Raw genomic sequence first — 17508 nt, forward strand, 5'->3', positions numbered from 1 at the left:
ATTTCGGGGACAGACTATCGGATAGGTTATTGATTGCAGCATTAGAAACAACTTGGTACAAGTAACGGATAGTCATATTATTCTATTCATCTTTTTTTGCGGCACAACGCATATTGTGGACGCTACTATATTTTGGATTCCGTTATACCGGCTAAATGCAGTAGTCTTAAGCATGACCGCATTGATATCTTGGATTACTGTTTTTGTACTTTACCGCTTCCTTCCAAAAGCATTACAATATCGATCGCCCGCAGATTTACAGCTAATCATTGAAGAACAAACGAAAGACTTAGCCACTGCCTACCAAAAGTTATCGATCAGTGAGAATCAATTCAAGACACTGGTAAATAGTAATCCGGATGTCATTACTCGCATAGACAAAAATTTAACCTATCTATTCATCAATGATTCGATTAGCAAAGTACGGAACTTGGAAGCTGAAAATATTATTGGTAAGAATATGCGGGAAGTTCAGGGGGAAGGTGATAACGAGATAAATGAATCATTCATTCGCCACGTAGAATCCGCTTTTAAAACAAATAAAACCGAAACGTTTGAATTTGAAACTTATACTAATATCAATCAACTCAATTATTTTCAACTATCAATCATACCGCTTGAAAATCAAGCGGGTGAAATGCCTGAAGATGTCTTAACAATAACCAGAGAAATTACGCATCAGAAACTGTATGAGTTGGAACTAAAACGTAATATTGAAAATCTCCAGCTTTTAGCAGATCGGATAGAGAAAAAGAATAATATATTAGAAGATTTTACGTATATCGTTTCCCATAATTTAAGATCACCAGTTGCCAATTTAGCCGCTTTGTTAAATCTGCTAAAAGACGAGACAGATGATGATATGCGAAACATGTTCATTCAAAAAATCGACATCGCCTTTGAAAATCTTTCTACTACGGTAAACGATTTGACGAATGTTGTTCGAATACGACAAGATACTGAAATACCGAAAGAAGAACTTTTCTTTCAAGATATTGTTTCAAAGCATATTATCAATCTGGAAATGCAGATTAAGGAAACGGCTTCCACTATTGCTTACGATTTCAATGATTGTGAGAAAATTAATTATCCAAAAATTTACCTTGAAAGTATTTTTTTAAACTTATTAACTAATGCGATTAAATATAGATCTCCAAAAAGAGCACCGCAAATTATTTTTAAATCGCACATCGATAAAGATGGAATGATTACCTTAACCTGCGAAGACAATGGAATGGGCATTAATCTAGAAAAGCACGGAGCAAAACTTTTTGGACTAAATAAAACATTTCACGAGCATCCTGATGCGAAAGGTACAGGCTTGTTCATCACTAAGAATCAAGTCGAAACAATGGGGGGCACGATTTATGCTGAAAGTGAAGTAGATAAAGGAACAAAATTTATTATCTACTTCAATCTCAATAATTCTTTAATTTAAAAAAATGTGCTAATTTTTAAAAAGAAATTGAACTAGACTTTTGAACATTTCCTAAAAACAACATTTAAAATAACATTTATGAATAAGATAAATACTTTTTGCATTGTAGACGATGACGATATCTTTCAGTTTACTACATCAGTTTTGCTGAAAAAGACTGACCTAGTAAATAAGATTATTGTGTTTTCAAATGGGCTGAAAGCAATTAATTTCCTAAAGGATGAGATGGGCAATAAGGAAAACATTCCTGACGTTCTATTTTTAGACATAAACATGCCTGTTATGGATGGGTGGGAATTTTTGGAGGAATACCTGCTTATCAAGCCCATGATGCCTAAAACAGTAGTGATTTATATGGTGAGTTCATCTGTTGATGAAAAAGATATTTTAAAAGCTAAAAGCATTAGCGCACTGTCAGGTTATTTGGTAAAGCCGATATCAAGCCAAAATATAATGGAAGTTATTTTAGGAATTCTTAATTGAGTTTTGTTTTTATATCAACTTTTAAACCAATTACAACACAGATTACATTTTTAGATTAAGTTCACTGCAAATCTCCCACTGGTGCTCGTCTGCGACGAGTACCTACCTAAATTAATACTCAAATCGTAGCATTTGCAACGCGGTTTATCACCACAATAGCGCTATATTTGAAATAAAAAATATCTGAGAAATACAAAGTTATTGATAGTACTACACCTACTTTTATAACTATAACAATAGTAGATTGGGTAGATTTATTGGTACGACCAATTTATTGTAATATCCTATATGAATCCTTAAATTATTGTATTAAAGAAAAAGGATTGAGTGTTTACGCTTATGTCTATATGAGCAGTCATATTCATTTAATTGTAACTGTATTTTATGGGAAGCTACAAAATGTTATTCGCGATTTCAAAAAGTTTACCTCAAAAAAAATTATATAAGCTATCAAGGAGCACCCTGAAAGCAGACGAGAATGGTTGTTACGGAAATTTAGTTATGAAGATCAGAAATCAGGTAGAGCTAAAAATTATAAATTATGGCAAGATGGTTTTCATCCCGTTATAGTAGATACTTTCAGAAAAATGGAGCAACGTGTAAATTACATACATTATAATCCGGTAGAGGCAGAAATTGTTTTTCACGAAAGGGGATTATGTTAATAGTGGTTATAGGAATTATGAAGAAGATAATTCCGTTTTTTGTAATGTAAATGTTGAACCGCTGTGGTACTATGTTTTGAAGAACCGCGTTGTAAACGCTTTATTTAGTTTACAAAAGAAAGTAAGTACTCGTCGCATACGAGAATCAGATGGACTACTATAAAATTTTACAAATACCAAATTGAATTCTAACAACTTCAGTTCCGAGATGAAAGATTATCTTAAGCGCTAATTTCAAGCTTATATCCTTTGCCTCGTATAACAACAATTTTGATATTCGGATCAAATTCCAATTTTTTTCTAAGTTTTGATATGAACATATCCAGACTGCGCCCCACAACAACACCTTCATCTTCCCATATCTCTTTTTGTAGCCGGCTTCGCTCTATAATCTCGTTAGGAGACAAGGCAAAAATGAGCAATACACGGGTTTCCGTTCCGGTCAGGTCTATTGTATTTCCGTTGATGATGAGTTTTTTGTTTTTCGTATCGAACAACACAGCGCCTAAAGTTAACATGTCAGTGTGTTGGTTGTCAGGCAAAGTTTTCCGAAGCTTAACAGATTTCAAATAAATAAAGCCAATAAATGCTAAAAATGACAGACCACCCAAAAAATATTTATTCTTTGTTGTAATCATACCATTCGGTTTGAATTTAATGTTGATTATGTAACAGGCGATGGGTTGCTTTCTTCCTACGCAGGATACAATATCATCTTTTTTATTTTTGGATATAGCGAATCCATAAACTACACTGGGGTTACCACAGTTCAGAACGTTAACAACATAATCACGTGACAGCGGGTCTTTGACCAACAAACGCTGAGTAGTGTTCACCAAAGAGACCGGTTGAAAAGAAAGCTTATTCTCAAACCTGATCTGGTATTCATTTTCTGCAATCTTTTTTACAGGAAGAACTCTTGATGTACTGTCGCCCGACTGTAAAAGTAGTTCATGTCCGATCCTGCGGAGTAAAAGTTCCCTTCTGGAGATATCAAAATCATCACCATCCTCCGTACTGAAAGCCAAGCAGATAACAGAGATAAACGAGAGTACTATCAATGCGAATAGGTATTTGCGTTTTCCAGAGAGGAGATTTCGACTATGATGCATAGTGTCAAGTTTTTATTTACAAAGTTTACATTTTTATTTACAATCCCAATCACTCAGTCCGAAAAATATCAAAGTAAATTTGCAGAATCAATTTTAAAGGATATGAAACATATGAAAAAAATCATCTATGTGCTGATCTTACCCCTAGCTGTGGTGAGCGGACTAGTATTTAGCTTCGCTCCGTTCGCCTACGGCTCGGGTGCTAATCGTGAAATTAAAAATGAAACTAAGCCGTCCCCAAAGTCGTTGTCCATTGCTGACAGGAAAGCCGACCTGGATGGCAGGAAAAAATGGGAGGCTTCTCCTGACGGTATAAAGTACAAAGAATGGGAGGTTTCGCCTGAAGGTAAAAAAGTGCAAGCCAGTTATTATAAAATAAAGAAGAATTTAAAGGCTTTCACCAATATGGAAGCTGTGGTGACCTCACTTACTTTTAAGCGCGAAAACGCGAAATCATCAGGGCCAAAATGGCTTATAGTCAGGATTTATGGCGATGAATATATGATGCAATTTATTCCAAATGATTTTCAGCAGTTAAAAAACCTGAAAGTTAACGACAAAATAATTATAAGAAGCCGCAGTGCAGGTAGTTCGCCTAATCACCCCTACTTGATTATATCGGGCAATTATATTGTGCGAAATAACAAGATACTTTTTAAACGTGACTTTAGCAAAAATAACGGTTGCTGAGGATTAGGCGTCCCACGATTAGCGACACCCAAGGCTGCACCCGAACAGAGTGGCGCATAACTGGCCGGAGGCAATAGCGATTAAAACCGGTTCTATCGTCTCAAAAAACCTTAATAAATGTTCGAAGAATCTCCCGTAGCCCTACTGGAAACACTAGCAAAACCATTAAAATCCTGCAAATCAACGATTTTATACTAGCCGAATATTTCTCAAAATGCCTTTCAAGAATAATCATGGATATTGAATTGATAACAATTTAGTGCTTGATGATTTCCAATAACAATTTGCTGCGATAGAAATTAGCAAGGAAAATTTTGAGAAAAAGCGGAAATTATTAAAAAAACTACTGCTAGCATCAACTTAAACTAATGGCGTTTTTGGGTTATTTATAGATTTCGATCGCAAAAATTTTCTATCTTGGCCGAAAGAACTCAGCTCGTTTTCCGCCAATAGTTCTAGTTGCGAAACGTTCGTTATATTCAATTGCCTAGAACTCAAACAAACCGATTGAAATTCCATTATGACGGAGAAGGAATATGAATTTAAAATAAAGGAAATGGAAGCTCAATTAGCAATTCTTCCAAGAAAAAAAATGGAACGTTATAAAAAATATCATTTTGGCTGGAATAGCAATTGTAATACTTCCTTTTGTGCCAGGTCGTCATGGAACGAGTACAGTTGAAGATTTCGGTTTAAAAAATACAATTGTATTTAGCGCTATTTTCTATATAGTGTTAGTTGTTTTAGCTATAAATGCTAATAATAGAAAAGTTGAATATAAAATTTCGAGTTTAGAAGTTGATATAGAAACTCTGAAATCTAAAAAAAGTGAACTTATAGATTAACGCAACAGCAAATAACATCCATTTTCATGTAATTGCAAATTTTGTAATAAATTCGCGTATGCATTTCACAAGAAATACTATCTTAGTGGAAAATAAACGGTTACAAAGTTTGCATCCTCGCCAAGCCCAAAAACTTTACCTACAAACGTAGCGTACCGCAAACAAAAAAAAGAACAGACAATTATGAATAGACAATTATGAATAGACTTTTTTTAATAATTTTGACTTTTTCACTTTTTGCTATTAATAGTAATGGACAGAAAGCATCTAACCCAAAAATAGAGACCGTTTTTCTTGATCAAACAGACACAACAAAAAACTGTTACACCATACTATATCCGCCAAAACTTCCTTGGACAGGATATGTTATTCTAATTTCAGGTTTTGGAGAAACAGCAGAAAACGTTTTACAACAAACTGACTTACCCAACAAATTAGTTTTAAAAGGAATTTTGACAATTATTCCAACTTTTCAAGACGGAGTTTTGTCTTTTGGAGTAGATAGTTTAAGCCTACAAACTTTTGACAGAATTTTAAAAGATGTAACTTCTAAACACAAACTTATTGATCAAAAATTTTATATTGGTGGATTTTCAATTGGTGGTAGTTGTGCGATTAAATATGCCGAAAATGCAGAAATTAAACCAATAGCAGTTTTTGCGATTGACCCCCCACTCGACTTTGAAAGATTTTATAATTCCGCAAAAAGAGATATTCGACTTTCAAATGACAACGAAGCCAACCAAGAGTATGTTTATATGGTAGACAGACTTGAAAAAGAAACTGGTGGAAGTCCAACAACAAACCTTACCGAATATTACAATATTTCTCCTTATTCATTTTCTGACACAACTCAAAGAGAAATTAAAAAACTATCCAATATCCCTTTGAGAATTTACACAGAACCTGACATATATTGGTGGTTAAAAGAACGTGGAGCAGACTTTACGAGTATGAATGCGACCGAATGTTCAGCAATGATTAATGAACTGAATAGACTTGGAAATACTAAAGCAGAATTGATAATAACACAAAATAAAGGTTATAGAAAACCTGACAATAGTAGGCATCCGCATTCCTGGAGTATTGTAAATAATGACGAATTAATTGAATGGTTATTAAAACAGTAATAATGCTAGAAGGTAACAGCTAGTAAACAATAATCAGGAATTAGGCTTAATATAAAGATTGTTTTGTAGTTGGAAAATTGTGATTAACCGAATGTGTATGCTCCCTTAATTTGCAACCTCGAAAAGCGACAAAACCTTAGCCATTATATTTTCGGAACAGCAGAGAAACAACGAATTAAAACTTAAACCAATGAAAAACTAAAAATAATAATCAAGATTATTATACTTTCTATTGGCGGTTTAGCAACACTATTTTTCATAACATTCCTAATCCGAAAATTAAGAGCTGAAAGCGATACCAAGAAAATAAATTCAACACATTTTGTAGTGACTTACAACGGAATTCTTGAAAGCGAAGCCGAAGATATTTCTAAAGCTCTCGAATTGAATTACGAAAGAATTAGAACCGAATTGAAAGACCCAAAACACGAAAAAATTTCAGTTTTTATTTATCCAAACCAAAATGATTTTAATAACGCGACAGGTATAAAGAATAGTAACGCAAGCGGAACAAGTCGTGGACCTTTAGCATTTCATTTAAAATATGTAACTTGGTACAACACTATCCTGAAAATTATGGAATGCAGTGCTGAAAATTAAACACTAATTCTTGTAAATCACTTTCCATTATACAATACTTTAAATTTTCTAAATATTTGCAAACATCAACTACTTAATCCATTGCTATTTAGACACAATATTTAATACTAATGTAGTGAAAATTAAAAATAAAAATTATATTTGTAAAAAATACACTTATTATTTTTTAAAATAACAATAACGATAAACACTGTAAAAATTTATTATGAACATTAAACGCAAAATATTGTTGCTAGCGATGGGCTTTGTAATTTTAGGAGGATCAGCATTACGTGGACAATCTGTTACTCCAGAGAGGCAAATTCAGGCTATTCCCAAAAGCGATGCTAAACGAAGCATTGCACCCTACTTCAACCCAGCCACAACAAAGAAAAAAACACCAGATTCTGATGGTTTCATTCAACGTTGGTTGCTCTTAGAACCCATTAACAAAACCAACCGTGGCAATACTGTTTTTGTAGATAGTTATTTAAGAACTGCCTTTGCAACAGAGTATTTTCCAAACCAATTTACTGTTATTCCTAAACACGGAGATATAGTAAAAGTGGCAGACCAAGAACTAAAATGGCATGCTTTGGAGAGCAATAATTTCAATGTGAAATTATTTCGTTTCGCATATGGCTTAGACAAACAAATATATGGAGTTCTATTTTGGGCAGTAACTGTAGTGAACTGTCCGCAAGAAATGAAAAACGTAAGAATGGCAGTAGGGTCAAATTCAGCCTCAATGTGGTGGCTTAATGGTAAAGAAGCGGTTTTACTTTCTGGCGACAGACGTATGGTAATGGATGATGTTGTTTCTAACCGATTAAAGCTTAACAAAGGGAAAAACATTGTTCGAGGTGCCGTAATCAACGGTCCTGGAATGAGTGATTTCTGTGTTCGCTTTCTGGATGAAAACGGAAAACCCATAAAAGGCATGACGATTAGTTATGAATAACATTAATTAATCTTCTTATTTAAAATCTCAATTGTTTAGAAATTGTATTTATTATGAAATCAAGAATTAAAATAATGGGCACTGCCCTTTTATCAATAGTGTTAACGGGAAATTTGCTGGCACAAATTGGCAAACCCTTTATACATGACCCATCGACTATTATGGAATGTGATGGAAAGTATTATACATTTGGCACACGTGGAGGCGGATTAATATCCGAAGACGGTTGGACTTGGAACAGTGGCGGAGTGAGACCTGGAGGAGGAGCCGCGCCTGATGCCATAAAAATTGGCGATCGTTACCTTATCGTCTATGGTTCAACTGGTGGTGGTTTGGGAGGCGGACATGATGGTAAAATAAATACCATGTGGAATAAAACACTTGACCCCAACTCCCCTGATTTTAAATATTCAGAATCTATCGTGGTTGCAGAATCTAAAAATATGGAAGACAATGATGCCATCGATCCAGGTCTTTTACTAGACCCAACCGATGGACGATTATGGTTATCTTACGGTACCTATTTTGGATTCATTCGTCTTGTAGAACTTGACCCTAAAACAGGTAATCGTGCAAAAGGAAATAAAGCAATAGATATAGCTATAGATTGTGAAGCCACTGATTTGGAATACCGTGACGGATGGTATTATCTTTTTGGAACACACGGAACCTGTTGCGATGGTGCTAACTCAACCTATAACATCGTTGTTGGTCGTTCCAAAAAAGTAATAGGGCCATACCTTGATAATATGGGAAGAGATATGATAAGAGGTGGTGGCAAGATGGTAGTTTCATCAGGTGGAGGAAGAGTTAATGGTGCTGGCCACTTTGGGCGTACGGTTCTTGAGAATGGAGTTGAAAAAATGTCTCTACATTACGAGGCAGATTTAGATCAAAGTGGACGTAGCGTATTAGGAATAAGACCTATATTATGGAAAAATGGATGGCCAGTTGCTGGAGATATTTTTAAAGAAGGCACCTATGAAATTGAGTCCGAAAGACGAGGTTATTCTTTAGAATTGATTGTTGATTTTACAAGAATGTCAGGTGGTATGCGCGGAATGAATGCTAACAATGATGAACCTATAAAATCTATTCCATCTCAAGTATTATCGGATGTTATCAAAACTTGGCCAACTGGAAATATTGATGTAAGAATCGGAGATTATATGGCCCGACCACATCAAAAATGGACAGTTACAGCCGTTCCTGAAGGAGGAGGCTATCTTGGAGGTCAATATTATAAAATAATCATTGCAGGAACAGAAAGAGCATTGGCAGCAACAGCAGAATCTGAATTAGTAACAGTTCCAAAATTTACTGGCGCTGCTGAACAACTATGGCGAATCGATTTATTAACTGATGGAACCTATAGAATAATGCCTAAGGTAGTTCCAAATTCAAAGGAAAAGTTAGCACTAGTATCTTCGGGAGATAGCACACCGACACTTGCACCGTTTGATATGAATAGCGACAATTCTAAATGGAATTTTAAGGATTGATAAAACATTTTGATGAAAAAAGACGCAGTTTTAATTATCTGCGTCTTTTTTTATGTTTCAATTCGGCTTTAAAAGGTTTTGATCTAGAAAAAGTAATATTTAACCCATTGGGTGTAAATATTAAAAACGTCAATTCGAGTGTTTTTTTTGTGGAATCCCGATAGCTAACGGGAGGAACAAAAAATCTATAGAGAATCGTTTTTAATGATATTTTTCTTGTTCTCGATACGATTTTTTAAGGAAAATCACTCGAACTGACGAAAAATCACCATCAAAAACTAATTACATCCAACGGGTTAATATTTAATTACTTGTAATAATTTCTTAAACTAATTTATAAATCTTTAGAATAAAATTAATTATTTGTTGTTGCCCTTGGTCACACTAACAATACTTTTTACCACATTTTCTGTTTGTCCTCCACCAACACTGATATTAAAATTACCCAAAGGTAGTATCGCTTTTCCTGATTCACTTATTATCGATAAATCTTCAGGGTTCAACACAAATTGTACATTTTTACTTTCCCCTTTTTTCAAAGAAATACGCTGAAATCCTTTCAATGCTCTTATTGGTGTTTTTATATTTGAATTAGGAAAAGATATATACAACTGAACCACTTCATCACCATCAATCTGACCTGTGTTGGTTACTTGCACACTTATAGGCAAAACCTTCCCTTCTACTACTTTTTTTGAAACTTTTAGTTTATTATACTTGAATGAAGTATAACTTAATCCAAATCCAAAAGGGTATAAAGCTTCTCCCTTGAAATAGCGATAGGTCCTATTATCCATACTATAATCCGTAAAGCTAGGTAAGTCACTATCACTTTTGTAGAAGGTTACCGGAAGACGACCTGCTGGATTGTAATCACCAAACAGCACATCTGCAATTGCTGTTCCAGCTGATTGTCCGCCATACCAAGCATTTATAATTGCAGGAATGTTTTCGGATTCCCAAGGAATCGCAATAGCACTACCCGTCATCATCACGAACACAACTGGTTTTCCGGTATCTTTTAGGGCTTTCATAAATTCTGTCTGTGCCTCTGGCAAAAGTATTGAAGTACGGTCTCCTCCATCAAAACCTGGATAATTTACTGGCATTTCTTCGCCTTCTAATTGAGGAGAAATACCTCCTACATAAATAATGGCATCAGCATCTTTCAAACGATTCGCCACAGCTTTAAAGTCCGTTTTCACATACTTACCAGCAGCTAGTTTCACAGATGCTTTTCCCTCTTTTTGTCTATATTTAACTTCTAGACGATAAGTTGTTCCCTTAACCACATTTAGTTTTGTAGATTTCAATTCACCCGAACTATTGCCAAAAGAACCTATTTGCATTTTACCATCCACAAAAAACTGAAAACTATCATCAGCAGCAATTTCAAAAGTAATTTCGTCAGTCCTATCTGCAGTGAAATCAGTTGTATAACGAGCCGAAAAATTATAAGCTTTCAATGATTCGGTAATTTGTTCTCCTTCTTGCCAAAAATTGTCTAATTGGTTTTCCATTCTGGTCAATACTGGAGTTCCTGTAAAAGTATTGCTATTGAAATACTCCGCTTTAAAACCTTGCTTCCCTTCAAATGAACAGAATTTGCTAATGTCTTCCGCTTGAAGTATGTTACCATCTGTAAAATTTACACCTTTCTCATAAACCACTTCTACATCCTTACCAACTTTTTCTTTAATACCCATTAATGCAGTTTCAACTTGAGAAGGTGTTCCGTTATAATTGCCTAGTACAGCCAATGCATTATCTGCATTTGGACCTACTACAGCAATTTTACGAATGTTCTTTTTTTTCAATGGTAAAACATTGTTAGTATTCTTTAGCAATACAATAGACTCCCTTGCCATTTTTAGTGATTGAGCCTTATGAGGATCACTTTCCAAAACCGAAATAGGTGTATTTGCATACTTAACCATCGAGGCAGGATCAAACATCCCTAATCGGAAACGTACCATAAAAAGTCGTTTTATCGATACATCAATTTGTTTTTCGGTAATTAATTTTGATTTTACTGCGTCTACAAGTGCTAAATATGCCGCTGTACCACAATCAATATCGGTTCCGTGCATCACTGCATCTGCCGAAGCATGTTGAGCATCGGCATGGGTTTTATGGTTTTTAAAAAAATCATCGATAGCCCAACAATCCGAAGTTACATACCCGTTAAATTCCCACTGGTTGCGAAGAATATCTACCATAAGTGGGTCACTTCCACAGCAAGGTTGCCCTTCAAACGCATTGTAAGCACACATTACTCCAGCAACATCTGTATTAACAATTAGCTCTTTAAAAGCTGGTAGATACGTATTCCATAAATCGTAATTAGAAGGCTTAACATCAAATACATGACGTAATTTTTCGGGCCCACTGTGAACGGCATAATGCTTCGCGCAAGCTGCGGATTTTAGATATTTTGGATCATCTCCCTGAAGACCTTGTACAAAGGCTTTCCCCAACATCGATGTTAGAAAAGGGTCCTCACCATAGGTTTCCTGCCCTCTTCCCCAACGTGGGTCCCGAAAAATATTCACATTTGGACTCCAATAAGTTAATCCTATATAGCGTTGTCCTTCCTTTCCTGTTTCTACTGATTTTTCATAAATTGCTCGTCCTTCCGTAGCCGAGTAATCGGCCATAGTTTTCAAAGACGGGGTATTCCAGGTTGCTGCCATCGCTATTGCCTGTGGATATACCGTTACATTAAACGGCGATCTGGCTACTCCATGCAAAACCTCATTCCACCAATCATAAGCAGGGATACCCAAACGTTCAATCGCTGGAGCTTTGTTCATCATTTGGGCAACTTTTTCTTCTAAGGTCATACGCGATACCAAATCATCTACTCTTTGTTCAAAGGTTAGATTTGGATTCTGAAAAGGAAATTTATAATCCTGACTCTGCGAAAAACCAATTGTCGCGAAACACATTAAAGCTAAAGTAACTACTCCTTTGATTCGTTTATTTCTCATAAAATATTGGGTTTTTATTGTATTTAGTTATTATTTTTTCCTGTAATGGATAGTTTTTGGTTTATTTTAAGTCTTTATTATTTGTAACGGAATATTGATATCTTCCATTTGACAGGATTCTTGCAATAAGGTTTAATTACTTGGGCACATATTTATATTAAGGCGATACATATAATGGCTAATATATAAATACTTAATAGAATAATATTAAAAATTTCAACTAAGTAAAGGTTAAAATTTAATGTCGTATTTTGTGCCAAAATTATTCAGCACAAAATTTAATTGTTCTTTGAGATTTTCAAAGCTTTTATAAGCATCAAAACCCAACCAATGATATTTTATTCTTCGCCATAGAATTTCTATCAGATTTAACTCTGGAGAATACGGTGGTAAAAAGTAAATCAAAACATCCTTTTCTTTCCATTGTTCTATTTTAGCCATAAACTTCTTTGATTTATGTATTGGTGAATTGTCAAGAATCACAACCGTTTTTTTAATAGTTTGTTCCACAAAACGATCCATAAAACAGATAATTCTATCTGAATTAAATGTTGATTCAAGTATTTCAAAATATAGCTTGTTTTTACGAGTCATTAATCCAACTACATTTTGATATTTGCCTTTAGCAGCAGGCAACAATACTTGATTATCCTTTGTTTGCCTAGCATAAGGCACATTGGGAGTGAGTCCAAAATGACTTTGGTCTCCAAAATATAAATCAATATATCCGCTATCTTCCAAACTCTTTAATGTTTCTATTTGCTTTTGTTTAAATCGAAATTGTTCTTCGTTTCGTTTACCTTTTAATGAGAGTCTAGCTCTTTTTCAACTATAACCCAGTAACTTTTAAAAAATTCTGCAATGTTTTTTTGCAGATGTTGATATTGTGTTGTTCTTCAAAGTAAATTAATACATTTTTTAAATTTCTATTGTGAAGTTCTAATTGCTCCGAAACCTCTTTGGAATAGTCTTTTAAAAGGGTTTTAGCTCCTCTTCCCTCTGATATTGCAAGGGAATCAACCCCGATTTCAGCCCAACTATCAAACCACCGTTCAATGGTTCTGCGACTGACTTTAAAAATAGAGGCCAAGTCCTTAATCTTGTGTCTTTGATGCGATAAAACAAGGCATTGACTACGTTTTCTAACAGTATTATTAGGACTATTTTGATGTTGGTATTCCAATACCCCAATCTCTTCTTTTTTAAGTGTTACATATCTCATAAGGAGATAAATATACAAATATTATTACATATAAACAACAATATGCGACATTATTTTATTCTGCCTACTTATGATAAACACTCCAATGATTTAATATTCTGCTAGAACAACAATCAAAACATAAAGTAGAATTGATAAAACTAAAACAATTATTCGCTTTCATACATCTTAAAGCGAATAATTCAGATGATCTCTATATTTATAAAAAAATAAGAAAATCCTGTTTTAATAACTATTTTACTATATTTGTTGGAGTTAAAAAAGGTAGTTTTCTCCTAGTTTCACTTTGTTTACAAGACATAAAAAATGGCACAAGTTAATGATGAGAATAATCCTTTTACTAATTCAAATAAAAATTGATCAATTATAAAATATGAGAACTTTTTTGGTAACAATATTTGCTTTATTTTGCATTGTAACCTCATTTGGACAAAATTATAACAGTCAATGGCTCAACCTTAATTATGCAAATGATGGAAAAGAGTATCACAACCTTGACATCTATTTGCCTAATAATCAAAAATCTACACATAAGGTAATAGTTGTCATATACGGTAGTGCGTGGTTTGGTAATAATATGAAACAAACTGTATTAGAACCTTTAGGAAATAAGTTGCTCGAAAGCGGTTTTGCAGTAATAGCTATCAACCACAGAGCAAGTTCCGATGCTGTTTATCCGGCTCAAATCAATGATGTTAAGGCTGCGATACGTTTTGTAAGAGCAAATGCAGATAAATATAAAATTGACGCATCATTTATCGGTATTACAGGTTTTTCTTCAGGTGGACATCTGGCATCATTGGCAGGAGCATCCAACGGTGTTAAAAAATTTACGGTGGGCAAAAAGACAATTAATATTGAAGGCGATATAGGAGTCTACCCCTCAGTTAGTAGTTCAGTAAACGCTGTAGTCGATTGGTTTGGACCTATTGATATGGCTCTCATGAATGAATGCAAAAAGCCAAAAGAAGGAAACTCTCCCGAAGCCGCTCTTATCAGAGGCAACCCAGCTGACAACCTTGATATGATTGCGCTTCTTAATCCAATCACCTTCATTGACAAAACAGATCCTCAATTTATAGTAATTCACGGCGAAGCCGATACTATTGTACCGCATTGTCAAAGCGAACTTTTCGCAAAAGCATTAAAAGGCAAAGGACTCTTGTCCGAATTTATTTCTGTCCCAGAAGGCCAGCATGGCCCCGTTACATTCAATGAAAGTACTTTCAAAAAAATGAATGATTTCTTCTTGAAAGAATCCCAAAAAAAATAATATTGACTTTTTTATTAGATTTTTGTTCGAAAATAATCGTATCATCAACACATAAATAGAGTAATTAATTACCGTTAATTCTTCCTGTAACGAGTTTTAAGCGATAGCAATTGGCTTAAAACCAGAATTTAGTGATAATTTCAACAATAAACCCTCATAAACATCTTATACTAGTAGATTTCGTGAACTATTATTACAAACTCAACCTGTAAAACATTCATCGTTAATGGTTATTTTTATGAATTTTGTTTAATTTTAAAATTCTTACGAAAAGTTACATTTCAATACATTTTAATTCAAGAAAATGACAAATTCATATGTATTTGGTTTCATATTAGCAATTTTGAGGCTAGATATGGCTACTTAACAACCCCATTCACAAGATAAAACGACTATAAATAAAGGAATTCCTTTGAATTTTGAACTTCCTTTACTATCTTTCGCATTCGAAAAAAAAATGAACCCTTATACATTGAAAAAATGTTAGAAGAAAAGAATGATAACCTGCTTGAAGCAGATGGAAATTTAGAAAACAATTCGGTTGAAACTACACAAGCTGAAACAACAGTTTTAGAAGAGGTTCAAACAGTTGAAACTAGTGATTTGACAGACGAAAATATTGAAACAGTTGCGGAAAGCAGTGTAGAAACTGAAAATGAAGCTGCTGAAGTGCCTGAAACTCCAATTTCAGATGAAATTGAAGTTCTTCAGACTATCGAAAGTGAATCAGTTGAACTTGTTGATGCGGAAAGCGAAACTATTGCCGAAACAAAAATGTCTGATACAGACATCATTATCGACGCCATTGCAGATAATAATGCCGAAGAAAGCGAAGACGAAACCTTGAAAGAAAGACACGATATCCCGATGTTGGATTATGACGCACTTTCGATGGAATCACTCATTGCCGAATTGAAAAATTTGGTTACCAATGAAAAAGTGATGTCGATAAAAGATCACGTCGAAGAAATAAAAAAATCATTCTTAGCAAAATATTACCATCTTTTAGAAGAGAAAAAAGAGGAATTCCTTGCTGAAAACCCAGATACTACAGAAGAATTTGCATATCATTTTCCGTTGAAATCACAATTTGACCAGTTTTATTCGTTATTTAGAGACAATAAAAATGACCATTTCAAAAGTTTGCAAACCAATCTTAAAACAAATTTAGAAAACAGATTGGCGATTGTCGAAGAATTGAAAGAACTTATCAATCCGCAGGAAAACATCAAAGGTACCTTGAAACATTTTAATGATTTGAGAGAACGATGGAAAAATGCAGGCCCCATTCCGAAAGACAAATACAATCATGTTTGGAATAATTATCATTTTCACGTAGAAAATTTCTATGACTATTTACATTTAGACAGAGAAGCGCGAGACCTCGATTTTAAACACAATTTAGAACAAAAACAAAAAATTGTTGCCCGTGTTGAAGAATTGGTAAACGAAGCAGACATCAACAAAGCTTTCCGAGAATTACAAGATTTACACAAAATCTGGAAAGAAGATATTGGCCCAGTTTCTAGAGAAAACCGTGACGAAATCTGGAATAAGTTTAGCGATTTGACCAAGCAAATGCACGACAAACGTGAAGTTTTGTTTGAAAAAATGAGAGGTACTGAGCTTGAGAATTTAGAAAATAAAAAAGAAATAATAGCCAAAATTGAAGTTTTGGCAACTGAAAAAGTAAATGCACACGCCCAATGGCTCCAACAAATTGAAAAAGTTGAAGCCTTAAGAACTGCTTTTTTCTCAGCTGGCAAAGTACCCTCGGAAGTTAATGAAGAAACTTGGGCAGCTTTTAAAACGGCAGTGAGAAATTTTAATTCTTTCAAAAATTCGTTTTATAAAGACATCAAAAAAGATCAAAACAACAATTTAAGCCGAAAAACTGCACTAGTAGCCAAAGCTAAAGAACTTCAAGAAAGTGCCGATTTTGCTGTAACCACACCTATAATGAAGCAAATTCAGGAAGAGTGGAAACAAATAGGTCATGTGCCAAGAAAATACTCTGATAAAATTTGGATTGAATTTAAAGACGCTTGTAATCATTATTTTGACAAATTAAAAGAGCAAAAAAATGACGAAAATAGCGAGGAAGTTGAAGCTTTTGATAATAAGAAGGCTTACCTAGAAACTTTGAGAGAATTTCAGATGACAGGTGATCATAAAACCGATTTAGATGCCATAAAATTGCATATCGAAACTTGGAAAGGTTTTGGGAAAGTTCCTTTCACCAGAAGACACATCGAAGGTAAATTTAATAAAGTACTTGATGCGTTATTCGAAAAATTGAGTTTGAGTAAAAAAGATTCTGAAATGATGCGTTTTTCTAATAGAATGGATCAATTATCAGAGAGCAATGATACCAGAAAACTCGAAGGGGAAAAAATCTTCCTGATGCGTAAAATTGATGAAATCAAGAATGAAATTTTTCAATTGGAAAATAATATTCAGTTTTTTACCAATACTCGTAATGCTAAAAAAGAAAATTCCATTGTTCTAGAAGTTCGAAAAAACATAGAGAGACATAAAGAAGAAATGGAAATTCTTAAAGACAAACTGAAACAAATTAGAAATTTAAATCAGGTATAAGCTTTATAAAATCATTTAAT

General features: G+C 34.2%; 14 protein-coding genes and 1 pseudogene. 11 read left to right on the forward strand and 4 right to left on the reverse strand.

The window, feature by feature from the left end:
- The first annotated feature begins 52 nt into the window (after window positions 1-52).
- The 3 genes from FNW17_RS13340 (at window position 53) to FNW17_RS16580 (ending at window position 2586) form a co-directional block, all read left to right on the forward strand.
- Window positions 53-1438: a sensor histidine kinase gene (locus tag FNW17_RS13340; RefSeq protein WP_449404056.1), complete on the forward strand. Its 1386-nt coding sequence runs from the start codon at window positions 53-55 to the stop codon at window positions 1436-1438.
- 78 nt (window positions 1439-1516) lie between these two features.
- Window positions 1517-1921 carry a response regulator gene (locus FNW17_RS13345; RefSeq protein ID WP_143390778.1) on the forward strand — a complete coding sequence of 135 codons (405 nt, stop codon included), beginning with the start codon at window positions 1517-1519 and terminating at the stop codon, window positions 1919-1921.
- Window positions 1922-2403: 482 nt separating this feature from the next.
- Entirely contained in the window at window positions 2404-2586 is a 183-nt protein-coding gene (locus FNW17_RS16580) for a hypothetical protein (RefSeq protein ID WP_235893282.1), read from the forward strand.
- Window positions 2587-2807: 221 nt separating this feature from the next.
- On the opposite strand, the gene FNW17_RS13355 is transcribed toward FNW17_RS16580, so the two are convergent.
- The gene (locus FNW17_RS13355) at window positions 2808-3698 is read right to left on the reverse strand and encodes a winged helix-turn-helix domain-containing protein (RefSeq protein WP_144071892.1); all 891 of its coding nucleotides are present in this window, start codon (window positions 3696-3698) and stop codon (window positions 2808-2810) included.
- Between the two features lie 111 nt (window positions 3699-3809).
- Between FNW17_RS13355 and FNW17_RS13360 the strand changes: the two genes are divergently transcribed.
- From FNW17_RS13360 to FNW17_RS13385, 6 genes are all read left to right on the forward strand, one after another.
- Window positions 3810-4388 carry a hypothetical protein gene (locus tag FNW17_RS13360; protein ID WP_143390776.1) on the forward strand — a complete coding sequence of 193 codons (579 nt, stop codon included), beginning with the start codon at window positions 3810-3812 and terminating at the stop codon, window positions 4386-4388.
- Between the two features lie 617 nt (window positions 4389-5005).
- Entirely contained in the window at window positions 5006-5233 is a 228-nt protein-coding gene (locus FNW17_RS13365; RefSeq protein WP_143390775.1) for a hypothetical protein, read from the forward strand.
- 197 nt (window positions 5234-5430) lie between these two features.
- Complete coding sequence (locus FNW17_RS13370; protein WP_235893283.1) at window positions 5431-6363, forward strand: alpha/beta hydrolase; 933 nt, start codon at window positions 5431-5433, stop codon at window positions 6361-6363.
- Between the two features lie 327 nt (window positions 6364-6690).
- On the forward strand, window positions 6691-6963 hold the full coding sequence (locus tag FNW17_RS13375; RefSeq protein WP_144071893.1) for a hypothetical protein: 273 nt from the start codon (window positions 6691-6693) through the stop codon (window positions 6961-6963).
- A 205-nt stretch (window positions 6964-7168) separates the two neighbouring features.
- Complete coding sequence (locus FNW17_RS13380) at window positions 7169-7903, forward strand: acetylxylan esterase (protein ID WP_144071894.1); 735 nt, start codon at window positions 7169-7171, stop codon at window positions 7901-7903.
- 53 nt (window positions 7904-7956) lie between these two features.
- Window positions 7957-9405 carry a family 43 glycosylhydrolase gene (locus FNW17_RS13385; RefSeq protein ID WP_143390772.1) on the forward strand — a complete coding sequence of 483 codons (1449 nt, stop codon included), beginning with the start codon at window positions 7957-7959 and terminating at the stop codon, window positions 9403-9405.
- Between the two features lie 359 nt (window positions 9406-9764).
- Here FNW17_RS13385 and FNW17_RS13390 read toward each other — a convergent pair whose 3' ends face one another.
- From FNW17_RS13390 to FNW17_RS13400, 3 genes and pseudogenes are all read right to left on the reverse strand, one after another.
- Window positions 9765-12395: a glycoside hydrolase family 3 C-terminal domain-containing protein gene (locus FNW17_RS13390; RefSeq protein ID WP_144071895.1), complete on the reverse strand. Its 2631-nt coding sequence runs from the start codon at window positions 12393-12395 to the stop codon at window positions 9765-9767.
- A 231-nt stretch (window positions 12396-12626) separates the two neighbouring features.
- A pseudogene (locus FNW17_RS13395) lies at window positions 12627-13199 on the reverse strand (IS630 family transposase); the annotation flags it as partial.
- A gap of 25 nt (window positions 13200-13224) precedes the next feature.
- A complete protein-coding gene (locus FNW17_RS13400; RefSeq protein WP_144070847.1) occupies window positions 13225-13617 on the reverse strand; it encodes a helix-turn-helix domain-containing protein in 393 nt (130 codons plus the stop codon).
- Window positions 13618-13990: 373 nt separating this feature from the next.
- Here FNW17_RS13400 and FNW17_RS13405 point away from each other — a divergent pair, with 373 nt between their 5' ends.
- Complete coding sequence (locus FNW17_RS13405; RefSeq protein ID WP_144071897.1) at window positions 13991-14890, forward strand: alpha/beta hydrolase; 900 nt, start codon at window positions 13991-13993, stop codon at window positions 14888-14890.
- A 480-nt stretch (window positions 14891-15370) separates the two neighbouring features.
- Window positions 15371-17488, forward strand: a complete 2118-nt coding sequence (locus tag FNW17_RS13410; protein ID WP_185965309.1) for a DUF349 domain-containing protein — start codon at window positions 15371-15373, stop codon at window positions 17486-17488.
- The last annotated feature ends 20 nt before the right edge of the window (window positions 17489-17508 follow it).

This window comes from Flavobacterium franklandianum (assembly GCF_007097365.1).
In the GTDB taxonomy this organism is placed as follows: Bacteria; Bacteroidota; Bacteroidia; order Flavobacteriales; family Flavobacteriaceae; genus Flavobacterium; species Flavobacterium franklandianum.

Bases quoted from the DNA above. Each gene is read 5' to 3' on its own strand.
- FNW17_RS13345 (WP_143390778.1), top strand. From the start codon at position 1,517: ATGAATAAGATAAATACTTTTTGCATTGTAGACGATGACGATATCTTT.
- FNW17_RS13355 (WP_144071892.1), bottom strand. From the start codon at position 3,698: ATGCATCATAGTCGAAATCTCCTCTCTGGAAAACGCAAATACCTATTC.
- FNW17_RS13360 (WP_143390776.1), top strand. From the start codon at position 3,810: ATGAAAAAAATCATCTATGTGCTGATCTTACCCCTAGCTGTGGTGAGC.
- FNW17_RS13370 (WP_235893283.1), top strand. From the start codon at position 5,431: ATGAATAGACTTTTTTTAATAATTTTGACTTTTTCACTTTTTGCTATT.
- FNW17_RS13380 (WP_144071894.1), top strand. From the start codon at position 7,169: ATGAACATTAAACGCAAAATATTGTTGCTAGCGATGGGCTTTGTAATT.
- FNW17_RS13385 (WP_143390772.1), top strand. From the start codon at position 7,957: ATGAAATCAAGAATTAAAATAATGGGCACTGCCCTTTTATCAATAGTG.
- FNW17_RS13390 (WP_144071895.1), bottom strand. From the start codon at position 12,395: ATGAGAAATAAACGAATCAAAGGAGTAGTTACTTTAGCTTTAATGTGT.
- FNW17_RS13400 (WP_144070847.1), bottom strand. From the start codon at position 13,617: ATGAGATATGTAACACTTAAAAAAGAAGAGATTGGGGTATTGGAATAC.
- FNW17_RS13405 (WP_144071897.1), top strand. From the start codon at position 13,991: ATGAGAACTTTTTTGGTAACAATATTTGCTTTATTTTGCATTGTAACC.
- FNW17_RS13410 (WP_185965309.1), top strand. From the start codon at position 15,371: ATGTTAGAAGAAAAGAATGATAACCTGCTTGAAGCAGATGGAAATTTA.